General features: G+C 68.5%; 12 protein-coding genes, 1 rRNA gene and 1 riboswitch. Of the genes, 1 reads left to right on the top strand and 12 read right to left on the bottom strand.

Annotated elements, in window-relative coordinates; genetic code table 11:
* Positions 1–74 precede the first annotated feature (74 nt).
* A complete protein-coding gene (gene gcvP / locus ACN6LB_RS35300; RefSeq protein ID WP_445029405.1) occupies positions 75–2,960 on the bottom strand; it encodes an aminomethyl-transferring glycine dehydrogenase in 2,886 nt (961 codons plus the stop codon).
* Positions 2,961–3,142: 182 nt separating this feature from the next.
* A riboswitch (glycine riboswitch) is annotated at positions 3,143–3,237 on the bottom strand.
* Positions 3,238–3,350: 113 nt separating this feature from the next.
* Between gcvP and ACN6LB_RS35295 the strand changes: the two genes are divergently transcribed.
* A complete protein-coding gene (locus ACN6LB_RS35295) occupies positions 3,351–3,725 on the top strand; it encodes a PRC-barrel domain-containing protein (protein WP_356147094.1) in 375 nt (124 codons plus the stop codon).
* Here the strand turns inward: ACN6LB_RS35295 and ACN6LB_RS35290 are convergent.
* From ACN6LB_RS35290 to rrf, 11 genes are all read right to left on the bottom strand, one after another.
* Positions 3,644–5,110, bottom strand: a complete 1,467-nt coding sequence (locus ACN6LB_RS35290; protein ID WP_445029404.1) for a DNA polymerase IV — start codon at positions 5,108–5,110, stop codon at positions 3,644–3,646. The two genes, ACN6LB_RS35295 and ACN6LB_RS35290, sit on opposite strands and share 82 nt — an antisense overlap.
* Positions 5,111–5,234: 124 nt before the next feature.
* On the bottom strand, positions 5,235–5,870 hold the full coding sequence (locus ACN6LB_RS35285) for a MerR family transcriptional regulator (RefSeq protein ID WP_445029403.1): 636 nt from the start codon (positions 5,868–5,870) through the stop codon (positions 5,235–5,237).
* Positions 5,871–6,087: 217 nt separating this feature from the next.
* Positions 6,088–6,561 (bottom strand): bifunctional nuclease family protein, encoded by a 474-nt coding sequence (locus tag ACN6LB_RS35280; protein ID WP_006123076.1) that lies wholly within the window; start codon positions 6,559–6,561, stop codon positions 6,088–6,090.
* A gap of 85 nt (positions 6,562–6,646) precedes the next feature.
* On the bottom strand, positions 6,647–7,402 hold the full coding sequence (ftsR, locus tag ACN6LB_RS35275) for a transcriptional regulator FtsR (protein WP_356147085.1): 756 nt from the start codon (positions 7,400–7,402) through the stop codon (positions 6,647–6,649).
* Positions 7,403–7,444: 42 nt separating this feature from the next.
* A complete protein-coding gene (locus ACN6LB_RS35270; RefSeq protein ID WP_445029402.1) occupies positions 7,445–7,981 on the bottom strand; it encodes an FHA domain-containing protein in 537 nt (178 codons plus the stop codon).
* A gap of 499 nt (positions 7,982–8,480) precedes the next feature.
* Entirely contained in the window at positions 8,481–9,317 is an 837-nt protein-coding gene (locus ACN6LB_RS35265; RefSeq protein ID WP_445029401.1) for a DUF881 domain-containing protein, read from the bottom strand.
* A gap of 5 nt (positions 9,318–9,322) precedes the next feature.
* Positions 9,323–9,655: a small basic family protein gene (locus tag ACN6LB_RS35260; protein ID WP_003988855.1), complete on the bottom strand. Its 333-nt coding sequence runs from the start codon at positions 9,653–9,655 to the stop codon at positions 9,323–9,325.
* A complete protein-coding gene (locus ACN6LB_RS35255; RefSeq protein ID WP_356147072.1) occupies positions 9,652–10,554 on the bottom strand; it encodes a DUF881 domain-containing protein in 903 nt (300 codons plus the stop codon). Before ACN6LB_RS35255 ends, ACN6LB_RS35260 begins: the two co-directional genes overlap by 4 nt.
* Positions 10,555–10,644: 90 nt before the next feature.
* Positions 10,645–13,140 carry a sugar phosphate nucleotidyltransferase gene (locus ACN6LB_RS35250; RefSeq protein ID WP_445029400.1) on the bottom strand — a complete coding sequence of 832 codons (2,496 nt, stop codon included), beginning with the start codon at positions 13,138–13,140 and terminating at the stop codon, positions 10,645–10,647.
* A gap of 113 nt (positions 13,141–13,253) precedes the next feature.
* Positions 13,254–13,862: a CDP-alcohol phosphatidyltransferase family protein gene (locus ACN6LB_RS35245; protein WP_445029399.1), complete on the bottom strand. Its 609-nt coding sequence runs from the start codon at positions 13,860–13,862 to the stop codon at positions 13,254–13,256.
* 164 nt (positions 13,863–14,026) lie between these two features.
* Positions 14,027–14,117 (bottom strand): 5S ribosomal RNA (gene rrf / locus ACN6LB_RS35240); the annotation flags it as partial.

Here is a 14,117-nt window from a genome sequence, read left to right as displayed (position 1 = left end):
ACACCCTCCGAACCGGCCCCGACGCATGTCCGAGGTCGACTACTCCTCGTGAGCGCCCGCGTCCTGCGCGGTGATCAGTCCTCGTACGCGTCCAGCGGCGGGCAGGAGCAGACCAGGTTCCGGTCGCCGTAGGCCTGGTCGATGCGGCGCACCGGCGGCCAGTACTTGTCCGCGGCCGAGACACCGGCCGGGAAGACGGCCTCCTCGCGGGTGTACGCGTGCTCCCACTCCCCGCCGAGCGCGGCAGCGGTGTGCGGCGCGTTGCGCAGCGGGTTGTCGTCCGCGGGCCATTCACCGGAGCCGACCTTCTCGACCTCCCCGCGAATCGCGATCATCGCCTCGCAGAAACGGTCCAGCTCGATCAGGTCCTCGGACTCGGTGGGCTCGATCATCAGCGTGCCGGCCACCGGGAAGGACATCGTCGGCGCGTGGAAGCCGTAGTCGATCAGACGCTTGGCGATGTCGTCGACGCTGACACCGGTCGACTTGCTCAGCGGGCGCAGGTCGATGATGCACTCGTGGGCGACGAGGCCGCCGGGGCCGGTGTACAGCACCGGGTAGTGCGGCTCCAGGCGCTTGGCGATGTAGTTCGCGGACAGCACGGCCACCTGCGTGGCGCGCTTGAGACCTTCGCCGCCCATCAGCCGGACGTACGCCCAGGAGATCGGCAGGATGCCCGCGGAGCCCCAGGGCGCGGCCGAGATCGGGCCGACGCCCGTCTCCGGACCGGCGGCGGGCTGCAGCGGGTGGTTCGGCAGATACGGCGCCAGGTGCGCGCGCACACCGACCGGGCCGACGCCCGGGCCGCCGCCGCCGTGCGGGATGCAGAAGGTCTTGTGCAGGTTCAGGTGCGAGACGTCGCCGCCGAAGTGACCCGGCTTGGCAAGGCCGACCAGGGCGTTGAGGTTGGCCCCGTCGACGTACACCTGGCCGCCGGCCTCATGCACCTGGGCGCAGATGTCGGCGACGTGCTCCTCGAACACTCCGTGCGTCGAGGGATACGTGATCATCAGCACCGACAGCTCGTCGCGGTACTGCTCGATCTTGGCGCGCAGGTCCTCGACGTCGATCTCGCCGTCCTCGGCGGTCTTCACGACGACGACCTTCATGCCGGCCATCACGGCGCTCGCGGCGTTGGTGCCGTGCGCGGAGGACGGGATGAGGCAGACGGTGCGCTGCTCGTCACCGTTGGCGCGGTGATAGCCGCGCACGGCGAGCAGCCCGGCCAGCTCGCCCTGGGAGCCCGCGTTCGGCTGGAGCGAGACCTTGTCGTAGCCCGTGACCTCGGCGAGCTGATCCTCCAGCTCGTGGATGAGCGTGAGGTAGCCCTGCGCCTGCTCGGCCGGCGCGAAGGGGTGCAGCTGACCGAACTCGGGCCAGGTGACCGGCTCCATCTCGGTGGTCGCGTTGAGCTTCATGGTGCAGGAGCCCAGCGGGATCATGCCGCGGTCCAGCGCGTAGTCGCGGTCGGACAGCTTGCGCAGGTAGCGCAGCATCGCCGTCTCGGAGCGGTACTGGTGGAACACCGGGTGCGTGAGGTACTCGTCGGTGCGCAGCCGGTCGGCCGGCAGCGTGTCCTCGGTCGCAGCGTCCAGGGCCTCGATGTCGCCCTCGACGCCGAACGCGCTCCAGACGGCGTCCAGCTGGGCCCGCGTGGTGGTCTCGTCGCAGGAGATCGAGACCTGGTCGGCGTCGACGAGGTGGAGGTTCACACCGTTGTCGCGCGCGGCGGCGACGACCTCGGCGGCGCGGCCCGCCACCCGCACGGTGAGCGTGTCGAAGTAGGAGCCGTGCACGACCTCGACGCCGCCCGCCTTCAGACCCCCGGCGAGGATCGTGGCGTAGCGGTGGGTGCGCCGGGCGATCGCCCTGAGCCCCTGCGGCCCGTGGTAGACGGCGTACATGCCGGCCATCACGGCGAGCAGCACCTGAGCCGTACAGATGTTGCTGGTGGCCTTCTCCCGGCGGATGTGCTGCTCCCGCGTCTGCAGGGCGAGCCGGTACGCCTTGTGGCCGTCGGCGTCGACGGAGACACCCACGAGCCGCCCGGGCAGGCTGCGCGCGAACTTCTCGCGCACCGCCATGTAACCGGCGTGCGGGCCGCCGAAGCCCATCGGGACACCGAAGCGCTGCGTCGTGCCGACGGCGATGTCGGCGTCCAGCTCACCGGGCGAGGTGAGCAGCGTGAGGGCGAGCAGGTCGGCCGCGACGGTGACGACCGCGCCGAGCGCGTGCGCCTGGTCGATGACCGGCTTGATGTCACGTACGGCACCGGAGGCGCCCGGGTACTGGAGCAGCACGCCGTTGATCTCGCGCTCGGCCAGCTCGGCGGGGATGCCGCCGCTCAGGTCGGCGACGACGACCTCGACACCGGTGGGCTCGGCGCGCGTCCGGATCACGGCGACGGTCTGCGGCAGGGTGTCCGCGTCGACGAGGAAGAGGCCCTTCTTGTTCTTGCCCATCCGTCGCGACAGGGCCACGGCCTCGGCGGCAGCGGTGCCCTCGTCGAGCAGCGAGGCACCCGACGTCGGCAGTCCGGTCAGCTCGGCGACCACGGTCTGGAAGTTCAGCAGCGCCTCCAGGCGGCCCTGCGAGATCTCCGGCTGGTACGGCGTGTACGCGGTGTACCAGGCCGGGTTCTCCATGACGTTGCGCAGGATCACCGGAGGCGTGAAGGTGCCGTAGTACCCAAGGCCGATCATCGAACCGAGGACCTGGTTGCGGTCGGCGAGGGAGCGCAGCTCGGCGAGCACCTCGGCCTCGGTGCGGGCACCGGGAAGGCCGAGCGCGTCGGCGTTCTGGATGACATCCGGTACCGCGGTGGCCGTCAGCTCGTCGAGCGAGCCGTATCCCACCTGCGCGAGCATCTTGGCCCGGGCCTCGTGGTCGGGGCCGATGTGGCGCTGCTCGAAGGGGATGCCCTGTTCGAGCTCGGAGAGCGGAATGCGACTGGCGGTCATTACGGAGGCCTCCTGGTCGATACGACCTTCGAGGGGCACCACGGCACGGGTACCCCGACGGCCTCCCCCTCTGTCATCTCAACCTGAGAGCTTCACCGGACCGTCGACTGTGCTCGACGCTCCGGCTTTCACCGTCGGTGAGAGCGGGAGCCGTTGACACCCGCTCTGCTTTCCAGAGTGACCTCGTCCGTGCGGTACGTGGGCCTGAGAGATTCCGGGGAGGATTTGCTCCTTCGGCGTCTCCGATGATGTCTGGAGACTCTCCCGCACGGGGTCAGCAGCCGGTGCCAGCCTACCAGCGGGGACAACGCACGAGCCTTCGAGTGGCCACCTCGCCCAATGTGCTCTTTTGTAGTGCTTACGGATGACTTGCGACCAAGTGGAGGGCCCGTGCAGACCGACATCGATCCGCGCAACCTGATCGGCCGCAAGGCACTCGACCGCAACGGCACCAGGATCGGCACCATCGACGAGGTCTACCTCGACGACGCGACCGGCGTTCCTGAGTGGGCGGCCATACGCACCGGCCTGTTCAGCAGGGACGCCTTCGTGCCCCTGGAGCCCAGCGAGCTCGTCGAGGGCACCCTCCGGGTCCCCTTCGAGCGGGCCCTGATCAAGGACGCTCCCGACTTCGGCGTCGGCCGCCATCTCTCACCGGAGCAGGAGATCCAGCTCTACCACCACTACGGACTCGACGTGGCCTCCCCGCCCCCGTTTCCACCGGACCTCGACTTCGGCCGGCTCGCGGGCACCGAAGAGACCTGAGACCCCTCCTCCGCGGCCACGGGCCCCGGCTCCTCGGGTCTTCGCGCCACCAACGGCAGCGGGTCCGCCGGCTCCAGATCCGGGTCGTCGGTCCGGAACGTCCGCACGCGCCCGGGCTCGGAGTACGGCGTCTCGAACCGCACCGTGACCCGCCCGAGCCCGCTGCCCTGCACCCAGCCGTGCCCGTACCCGGCATGCCGTACGTCGTGCCCCGCGGGCCAGCGCCGCTCGGCGACCGGCACCTGCTCCACGACGGCCTCCTCCGCGGGCTCCTCCTCGGGATGCTCCTGCGCCGCCCGCTCCCCCGCTGCGGCCTGCGCCTGCGCGAAGAGGTCCTCCTGCGTGTAGTCGGCAAGCCCCGACACCCCGACGCCCAGCAACCGCACGCCTCCCGTGGTGTCCACGGCCTCCAGCAGCCGCGCAGCCGCCTCCCGGACCACCGCCATGTCGTCCGTGGGCCCGCGCAGCGTCTCCGAGCGGGTCAGCGTCGAGAAGTCGTACCGCCGCACCTTCAGGACGATCGTCCGCCCCGACAGGCCCGCACCGCGCAGCCGCTGCACACACCGGTCGGCGAGCCGCTGCACCTCCAGGCCGACCCGGACCCGGTCGTGGATGTCCACGTCGTACGTGTCCTCGACCGAGACCGACTTCGTCTCCCGCTCGGCCACCACGGGGCGCTCGTCGTGCGCCAGCGCCATGGCGTACAGCGCGTGCCCGTGAGCCTTGCCCAGCAGCCGTACGAGCTCGTCCTCGCCCGCTTCGGCGATCTCCTCGACCGTGCCGATCCCGGCCCGCCGCAGATGGTCCCCGGTCGCCGGACCGACGCCCGGCAGGGTGCGCACCGACATCGGCCCCAGCAGCGCCCGCTCGGTGCCCGGCTCTATCACGACGAGCCCGTCGGGCTTCGCCTGTTCCGAGGCGATCTTCGCAAGCATCTTCGAGGCGGCCAGCCCCACCGATCCGGTCAGCCCCGTCACAGCCCGGATGTCCGCGCGCAGCTTCGCCCCGGTCAAACGCGCCGACCGCTCGTCCCAGGCCGTCCCCCCGGCCTCCAGGTCCACGAACGCCTCGTCCAGGCTGAGCGGCTCCACCAGCGGCGACAGCGCCCCCAGCAGCCCCATCACCTGCTCGCTGACCTCGCGATAGAGCCCGAAGCGCGGCACCAGGTACGCGGCGTTCGGCGCGAGCCTGCGTGCCTGCGCCATGGGCATCGCCGAATGCACCCCGAAAACCCGTGCCTCGTACGAGCAGGTGGCGACCACACCGCGCGGCCCGAGCCCGCCCACCACAACCGCTTTCCCGCGCAGGCTCGGCTTGGCTGCCTGCTCTGCCGAGGCGAAGAAGGCATCCATGTCGAGATGCAGGATCGTGGGCGTGGTTCTCACATCTCCGATGCTGCCCTACGCCACTGACAATGCCCCGGCACGCCGGGGCATCATCGCGCACAACCTGCTGATCCCGGACGTCAGGACACTCCGCTGATCCCGTCCCTGCCGGCTGTCAGACGTATCAGACCGCGCGATTGCGGCGCCGCGCCAGTTCGTCCGCCGGGTTGGGCCCGACCAGCGTCTCGCCGGTGTCCACACGCTCCCCGTGCAGCTGTGAGAGTGCGCTCTCCACGTCCCGCCACACCACGCCCACGGCGATCCCGAAGATGCCCTGGCCGCCCTGGAGCAGCGCGTGGACCTCGTCCGGCGAGGTGCACTCGTAGACGGTCGCGCCGTCGCTCATCAGCGTCATCCGCTCCAGATCCCGGAAGCCGCGCTCCCTGAGGTGCTGGACGGTCGTGCGGATGTTCTGCAGCGAAACCCCGGTGTCGAGAAAGCGCTTCACGATCTTCAGGACGACGACGTCCCGGAAGCTGTACAGACGCTGTGTCCCCGACCCGTAGGCGGGCCGCACGCTGGGCTCGACGAGACCTGTTCTGGCCCAGTAGTCCAGCTGCCGATAGGTGATGCCCGCGGCAGCACACGCCGTGGGACCGCGATACCCGATCTCCTCGGAAACGGCCCCTCCCTCGCCGGACACTGCCGTCGGCCGCTGCGGAACATGACCGGCCGCGCTGCCGTGAAGCGGGTACGGGCTGCTCTCCCCCAGACTGCGTCCGGGGGCACCCCCAGCCGTACCGTCGCCGCTGCTTCTCACGCCGACCTCCGTCCTTGACCTGCCCTCTCGACGGTAGGCAGTCACCAGGGGCGCGTCAACGATCGCCACACTCGGCACGCCGAGTGATAATCACCCTAGGAGTGGTTTCCCGTGCTCCACCGCGGGGAAAGGCTAGCCGAATGCTCTGACGACGGACGGCAGCACGCCACACTGGCCGCAGGCAATTGCCAATCCGGCCGCCTGCCGCCCGGCGGCCTCACTGGCTGTTGGTCCCGAAGTCCTCGGGCGAGATCTGGTCGAGGAACTCGCGGAACTTCTCCACTTCGTCCTCCTGCTCGTCCGGGATCGCGATGCCGGCGTCATCGAGCACTCCGTCACTGCCGTAGATCGGCGTGCCGGTGCGCAGCGCCAGCGCTATGGCGTCGGACGGCCGGGCGCTCACTTCCACCCCGCTCGCGAACACCAGCTCCGCGTAGAAGACGCCCTCACGCAGATCGGTGATGCGTACTTCCGTGAGTTCCTGACCGACGGCTTCCAGCACGTCCTTGAACAGGTCGTGGGTCAGCGGTCGCGCGGGGGCCATGCCCTGCTGTGCGAAGGCGATCGCCGTCGCCTCCCCCGGCCCGATCCAGATGGGGAGGTAGCGGTCGCCTCCCACTTCACGCAGGAGCACGATCGGTTGGTTGGAGGGCATTTCGACCCGGACACCTACGACATCGAGCTCGTTCACACAGCAACCCTAGGCCGTGCCCGGGATGTTTGGGTAGTCGGGCACAGAACGGGTGGACGATCCGGCCGCCGGCCGGCACTCCGGTTCAGGGCAGCCGTACGCCGAGCGCGGTCTGCACCAGCGCGGCGTGCAGCTTCACCGCGAGGCCCGCCAGTTCCTTCGTACGGGCCTCCGCGTGCGCCCTGGTCTGCGGATTGCGGTGGCGCCGCAGCGGGGCCACCACCTGGTCGACAAGGCCCGCCTCGCGGTCGGCCGCCGCCTTCATGACCCGCAGATGCCTCGGCTCGATCCCGAACCGCCCCAACTCGACGACGAGCGAGGCGACCGTCACCGCCTCGGCGTCGTAGGCCCCGTCCGGCAGCGGTGCGACGAGCCCGTACGACTCCCACTCCTCGAGCTGCTGCTCCTCGATCTCGGCGGCGGCGAGCAGCTCGGCCCGCCCCACCCGCGCGACGGTGGGCGTCTCGGCCTCACCGAAGAGGTCGACAGCGGGCTCCGCGTCGCCGGAGTCGCGCTGGCGCCCCAGGGACGGCAGGCGCACCTGCTCACCACGTTCCAGGGCGTCGAGATGTTCGCGGATCACCTTCAGCGGCAGATAGTGATCCCGCTGCATCCTCAGGACGTGGCCCAGCCGCTCGACGTCGGCGGCACTGAACTTGCGATACCCCGAAGGGGTCCGCTGCGGCTCGATGAGCCCCTCCGACTCCAGGAAACGGATCTTGGAGATGGTGACTTCGGGGAACTCGTCACGCAGCGCATTGAGCACCGTGCCGATGCTCATCAGCCCACTGTCCGCGGCGGCGGTGCCGCTACCCGCACCGCCGCTCGGTGTTTGAAGCATGGACCTTCCTGGGGATCCCTCCGGACCGGGTCCGGAGGACGGTCAGATGCCCCGCTGGCTCGCGTAGAAGACCAGCCGGTACTTGCCGATCTGCACCTCGTCGCCGTTGGACAGCGCGACTGAGTCGATCCGCTCCCGGTTGACGTACGTACCGTTGAGGCTGCCTACGTCGGCCACCGTGAACGCCCCGTCCGAACCGCGACGGAACTCCACATGGCGACGCGACACCGTCACGTCGTCCAGGAAGATGTCACTCTGCGGATGACGCCCCGCCGTGGTCAGCTCGCCGTCCAGCAGGAAGCGGCTGCCCGAGTTCGGACCGCGGCGCACCACCAGCAGCGCCGAGCCGAGCGGCAGCGCGTCTACGGCCGCCTGCGCCTCCGGAGAGAGCGCCGGCGACGCCGTCTGCCCCGTCACCTCGGCGTCGTACGCCTCAAGACCGGAGATGGAGATCGTGGACGTCGTCTCGGACGGACGCTCGGCGGCCACTCCGGGCCGCAGCGGCGCACCACAGTTGGAGCAGAACCGACTGTTCTCCGCGTTGCGGTTCCCGCACCTCGTACACACCAGGGCCGACATGGACGGATCCTCCTGCCGCGGCTGCCCTCCAGGGGCATGGGACGCATACGGATCGGAGGCAAACCCTCCACCCGTACTTGAGGTTGACGGTTCCCCGAAACCTATGCGGCTGGACTGGGCAGGGTCAACAGACGGCGCGCCCTGACCACCGGAAATGTCACCACCCGGGCCGGATACCTGGTCCCGGAACAGCGGACGCTCACCACTCTGGCCCTCTTCACCAGGGCGCGGTGCGCGATGACGGGCGGACGCGTTGTCATTGCCCTCTCGCGCGCTCTTGCCGAACAACTTCGCAAACAACTTCACGGGCGATTCCCCTTGACCGAAACAGACCCGCCCGTGGGGCAGGACGAACCCTGACTGCACTCACCGCCGGTCGACCCGGACATCTTCACAACGTCCGTGTCCACCAGACAGTTTCCACCACGCACCACCCATTCGGTGCGCCGACCCCCCGCAACCTCATGCCCGGGCCCGACAACCCCCATGCACCGCCGGTTCACCGGGAGGACGACCGAGCGTAGTCAGGCCGCTTCGCCGGTCGCAAGGCGTCCACGACGATCTTCGTCGAGCGGTCCACCGTGACGGTGGCCTGCTCCTTCTCCAGCGTCTGCACCACACCTCCGGGGATGTTCAGCGCCGGTTCGAGATCCTGCGGTTTGCCGATGACCTTGAAACGATAGGGCTGGGAGATCTTGTTCCCGTCGACCTTGACTGCCTTGTCGGCGTCCGTCAGATAGGTGCCGGCGACGACGCGTACGCCGTTCACCTGGATCGCCTCCGCGCCGGCCGCGCGCAGCTCCTGGATCGCGTCGAGCAGCATGTCCGCTTCGACCGTTCCCTTCGTGTCGTTGATCGTCAACGTGATGCCGGGCCCCTGCGCCGCCACCGTGCCCGCCAGAATGCCGAGTTGCTTCTCCTTCTCGACCGTCTGCTTGCGAGCCTCCTCGGCCTGGTCCGAGCTGGTCTCCAGCTCGGTGCGCTGGTCCTCCAGACCCTGCTTCTCGTCCTCAAGACGCTGCGTACGGTTGTCGAGTTCATCGAGAATGCGTACGAGATCTTCCTGACGTGCTCCACGCAGGGCGCTGCCACTGTCGCTGTTGGACGCGACCTGGATGGCCAGACCGAAGCCGAGGCCGAACAGCAGCACCGCGACGATGAGTTGGGCGCGGCTCATGCGTGGCGGCCAGATCCCCTGCACGAGCCGCTGACGGCCGGTCAGCGACGGCTCCGGGGCCTTCTCGTCCCGCTCGGTCTCCGCGGCCTCGGGGGCCGGGACCTCCTCGGGCAGTTCCTCGCGCAGCCGGTTCTTCGGGGTCTCGTCGTCGTTGCTCATCGGCCTCACGCCCGGAAGACGTGCCGACGGATCGCCGCGGCGTTGGAGAAGATGCGGATACCGAGGACGACCACGACCCCCGTGGACAGCTGGGCGCCGACACCCAACTTGTCGCCCAGGAAGACGATCAGTGCGGCCACGACCACGTTCGACAGGAACGACACCACGAAGACCTTGTCGTCGAAGATGCCGTCGAGCATGGCACGCAGGCCACCGAACACGGCGTCGAGCGCCGCCACGACGGCGATCGGAAGGTAAGGCTCGACGACCGCCGGAACCTCGGGCCGGACCAACAGTCCAGCCACGACTCCCACGACGAGGCCCAGTACGGCGATCACGATGTGCCCTTCTCTGTGCTCGGCTGTGCTGTACGTACGATCACACTCGGTGCGGCGGGCAGCCGGACGTCACTCTCCACGGAGATGCTGGTCCGGATGCCGTAGTTCTCCTGCAGCGCATGCAGATACTGTCCGTCGGCGCTGTTCTGGAACTTCGTGCTCAGCCGTTTGCCGTCCCCCACCGCGAGCACGGTGTACGGCGGCACCAGTGGCTTGTTGTCGACCAGTATGGCGTCGCCCGCGGCCCGGATCGCCGACAGTGCCGTCAGCCGCTGCCCGTTGATCGCGACGGCCTCGGCGCCCGATTCCCAGAGCCCGTTGACGACGCGCTGCATGTCGCGGTCGCGGACCCGTCCGGTGTCGGAAAACCCGGAGGTCTCACGCGGATCGCCGTCACCGCCGGTGCTCGCTTCCTTGGCGTCGTTCACGACAAGCTTCACGCCCGGGCCGTGCACCTCCGTGGCACCCGACAGGATGTCCACCACATCGGTCTGGCCCCCGCCGTCCTTCTTCAACGCCTCGCGCTGGCGCGCGCTCACGTCGTCGCGCAGGGTGTCGACACTGCTCTCGAGCTTGTCCGCCGCGTCCGTCTCCCGCTCGATGCGGTCGATGAGCTCCTCGCGCTCCTTGGCGACCACAGGGGCCGCTATCCGCGCGTTCGCCGCTCCCACGGTCACCACGAGAGCCGCCAGTACGAGACCGACGGCCAGACCGAGCTTCGCCCGTACCGTCTTGGGCATGCCCCCGGCGCCTTCGGCCTGCTTCCGGGCCGCTGCTTCGGCGTATCCGTCGTCAAGGCTGTGGTCCATGACGTTGGTGAGCAGCGACATGGAGGCATCCGGGCGCGCGGGGCGCGCGGGGGTGCTCCGAACGGGGGGCTGCTGCGGCATGCCGCACATCGTCGCACGTCGCGGGCGCTACCTCCGAATGGCCCCACCGGCGTGCCGGACAGGCCCCCTTGGTGGCATTTGTCCGGCACGCGCGCGTGCTCAGCGCCCGGCGCTGTCCACCACGGACGACCACTCGTCGAGCAGGGCTTGCGCGGATGCGTCGTCGGGTCCTTCGGCCCACAGATGGGTGACCGCCTCGGCCGGATCGGGAAGCACCATCACCCAGCGCCCGTCGGTCTCCACGACCCGCACGCCGTCGGTGGTGTCCACGAACCGCTCCCCGGCCTCCTCCACGACCCGGCGCATCACGAGTCCCTTGACCGCCCAGGGAGTCGCGAGATCGCGCTTGAGGACGTGGGCCCGCGGGATCCGCGCATCGATCTGGCTGAGCGTGAGCTGCGTCCGCGCCACCAGGCCGATGAGCCGTACGAACGCGGCCGTACCGTCGAAGACGCTGCTGAACTCCGGGATGATGAACCCGCCCCGGCCGTCGCCGCCGAAGATGGTGGAGTCGTCGCTCCCGACCCGCGTCAGGTCGTCGGGGGACGTGGTCGTCCACTCGACCTGCGTCCCGTGGTACGCCGCCACCTGCTCGGCGATCCGCGTGGTGGTCACCGGCAGCGCCACCCGCCCGCTGCGCCGCTCCGCGGCCACCAGGTCGAGCATGACGAGCAGCGCCCGGTCGTCCTCGACGATCCGGCCCTTCTCGTCCACGAGCGAGAGCCGCTCGCCCACCGGGTCGAAGCGCACCCCGAAGGCGGCCCGCGCGGACGCCACGATCTCGCCGAGCCGCACCAGCCCCGAACGGCGCGCGTCCGCCGTCTCCGTCGGCCTGGACTCGTCCAGTCCGGGATTGATGGTCAACGAGTCGACCCCGAGCTTGCCCAGCAGGCTGGGCAGCACAAGCCCCGCGCTGCCGTTCGAGGCATCCACGACGACCTTCAGCCCGGACTCGGAAATCCCGGTGCTGTCGATGTTCCTCAGCAGCGATCCCGTGTACGAGTCGAAGACACTGGCCGGGAAGTGCAGATCGCCGATCTCGCCGGGGAACGCCCGCCGGTACTCCTGTCGCGCGAACACCCGGTCCAGCTTCCGCTGGCTCCCTTGCGACAGATCCGCCCCCTGGCTGTCGAAGAACATGATGTCGACGGAGTCCGGCACGCCTGGCGTGGTCCGGATCATGATCCCGCCGGCACTGCCCCGAGCCGTCTGCTGCCGCGCCACCGGCAAGGGGACGTTCTCCAGATCCCGTACGTCGATGGCGCTGGCCTGCAGCGCCGAAATGACCGCCCGCTTCAGCGCACGCGCACCCCGGGAGTGGTCGCGGGCCGTCGTGACGGTGGAGCCCTTCTTCAGCGTCGTCGCATACGCGCCGGCAAGCCGCACCGCGAGCTCCGGAGTGATCTCCACATTCAGGATGCCGGAGACACCGCGGGCGCCGAAGAGATGCGCCTGGCCCCGCGACTCCCAGATCACCGAGGTGTTGACGAAGGCGCCGGCCTCGATGGTCTTGAACGGATAGACCCGCACGTTCCCCTGAATGATCGATTCTTCACCGACGAGGCACTCATCGCCGATGACAGCACCGTCCTCGATCCGCGCGGCCCGCATGATGTCGGTGTTCTTCCCGACGACGCAGCCGCGGAGATTGCTGTGCTGGCCGATGTACACGTTGTCGTGCACAACGGCCTTGTGCAGAAAGGCCCCGCTCTTGACGACGACGTTGGAGCCCACGATGGTGTGCTCGCGGATTTCGACGTCCGCTTCGACCTTGGCGTAGTCACCGATGTAGAGCGGCCCGCGCAGTACGGCGTCGGGGTGCACCTCCGCACCTTCGGCGACCCATACGCCCGGGGAGATCTCGAAGCCGTCGAGTTCGACGTCGACCTTGCCCTCCAGGACGTCGGCCTGTGCCTTCACATAGCTCTCGTGGGTGCCGACGTCTTCCCAATATCCTTCGGCGACATAGCCGTAGACCGGCTTGCCTTCCTTCATCAACTGGGGGAAGACGTCACCGGACCAGTCGACGGGCACATCGGCTTCGACGTAGTCGAAGACCTCCGGCTCCATGACATAGATGCCGGTATTCACCGTGTCCGAGAAGACCTGGCCCCAGGTCGGCTTCTCGAGGAAGCGCTCGACCTTGCCTTCCTCGTCGACGATGGTGATCCCGAATTCCAGTGGATTCGGCACACGTGTCAGACAGACAGTGACAAGCGCACCCTTTTCCTTGTGGAAATTGATGAGATCGGTGAGATCGAAGTCGGTCAGCGCATCACCGGAGATCACGAGGAAGGTGTCGTCTTTCAGCGCTTCCTCTGCGTTCTTCACGCTCCCTGCAGTACCGAGTGGCTTCTCCTCATTGGCATAGGTGAGCTCCATACCGAGCTCCTCGCCGTCACCGAAGTAGTTCTTGACCAGGGAGGCCAGGAACTGGACAGTAACGACGGTCTCGTTGAGCCCATGCCTTTTGAGCAGCCGTAGCACATGCTCCATGATCGGGCGGTTGGCCACGGGCAGGAGCGGCTTGGGCATGCTTGAGGTCATGGGGCGAAGGCGTGTGCCTTCGCCTCCGGCCATCACAACGGCCTTCATGTCGGAAGCGTCCTCCTTGAAGAGACGACGGTCAGCCGACCTCACCCGTCCTGATTGTCCCGCAATTTTCGTCAGCGGGCCATCGAGCCATTACAGCCGCGCAATCGGCGAGCTCAATCGGCCGTGGTGTCCGCCCTGACCAGGCGGCGGACCTGAACCACGTAGAGGATCCCTGCCCACCAGTACAGCGTTGTACCCCACCCAGCGAACGCCCATCCGAAAATAGCACCCACTGACGCGATCCACCCGCTACCGTCGCTGAGCAGCAGCAACGGGAAGGCGTACATCAAGTTGAAGGTGGCTGCCTTCCCGAGGAAGTTCACCTGCGGCGGCGGATAGCCGTGGCGCCTGAGGATGCCCACCATCACCAGCAGGACCAGCTCCCTCGCCAGGAGCAGGCCGGTCAGCCAAAGCGGAAGAATCCCACGCCAGGTGAGGCCTACGAGAGTGGACAGAATGTAGAGCCGGTCAGCTGCGGGATCGAGCAGCCGGCCGAGGCTGCTGATCTGATTCCAGCGTCGCGCGAGCTTTCCGTCGAGGTAGTCACTGATGCCGCTCAGCATGAGCACGAGCAGCGCCCAAGTATCGCTCTTGGGACCGCCGAACTCGGGCCTGAGGATCAGCCACAGGAAGACGGGTACGCCGACCAGGCGCGCCATGCTGAGGATGTTCGGGATGGTGAGGACCCGGTCTGTCTGGACGCGGGTCTCCTGGACCTCCACCCGGGGGCCTCCTGTGGGAAACGAGCCAACGATGCCCCCTGACCTTACCCTCAGCGTTCACACCGAGGTACTGAGGGGTGGATGCGCAGTCTGGCAAACGGCCCGGAAAACAAAAAAGCTCCGGTCCCTGGGCTGTATGCCCAAGAACCGGAGCTCTAAAAGGAGTTCGGCGGCGTCCTACTCTCCCACAGGGTCCCCCCTGCAGTACCATCGGCGCTGTGAGGCTTAGCTTCCGGGTTCGGAATGTAACCGGGC

The organism is Streptomyces sp. SAS_270 (genome assembly GCF_052543295.1).
Note: the sequence above shows the minus strand (reverse complement) of the source record. Positions and strands in the feature narration are given on the sequence as shown.

Excerpts from the sequence above, each read along its gene's own strand:
- gcvP (WP_445029405.1), bottom strand. The coding sequence starts at position 2,960 with ATGACCGCCAGTCGCATTCCGCTCTCCGAGCTCGAACAGGGCATCCCC.
- ftsR (WP_356147085.1), bottom strand. The coding sequence starts at position 7,402 with ATGCTTCAAACACCGAGCGGCGGTGCGGGTAGCGGCACCGCCGCCGCG.
- ACN6LB_RS35270 (WP_445029402.1), bottom strand. The coding sequence starts at position 7,981 with ATGTCGGCCCTGGTGTGTACGAGGTGCGGGAACCGCAACGCGGAGAAC.
- ACN6LB_RS35265 (WP_445029401.1), bottom strand. The coding sequence starts at position 9,317 with ATGAGCAACGACGACGAGACCCCGAAGAACCGGCTGCGCGAGGAACTG.
- ACN6LB_RS35255 (WP_356147072.1), bottom strand. The coding sequence starts at position 10,554 with ATGTGCGGCATGCCGCAGCAGCCCCCCGTTCGGAGCACCCCCGCGCGC.
- ACN6LB_RS35250 (WP_445029400.1), bottom strand. The coding sequence starts at position 13,140 with ATGAAGGCCGTTGTGATGGCCGGAGGCGAAGGCACACGCCTTCGCCCC.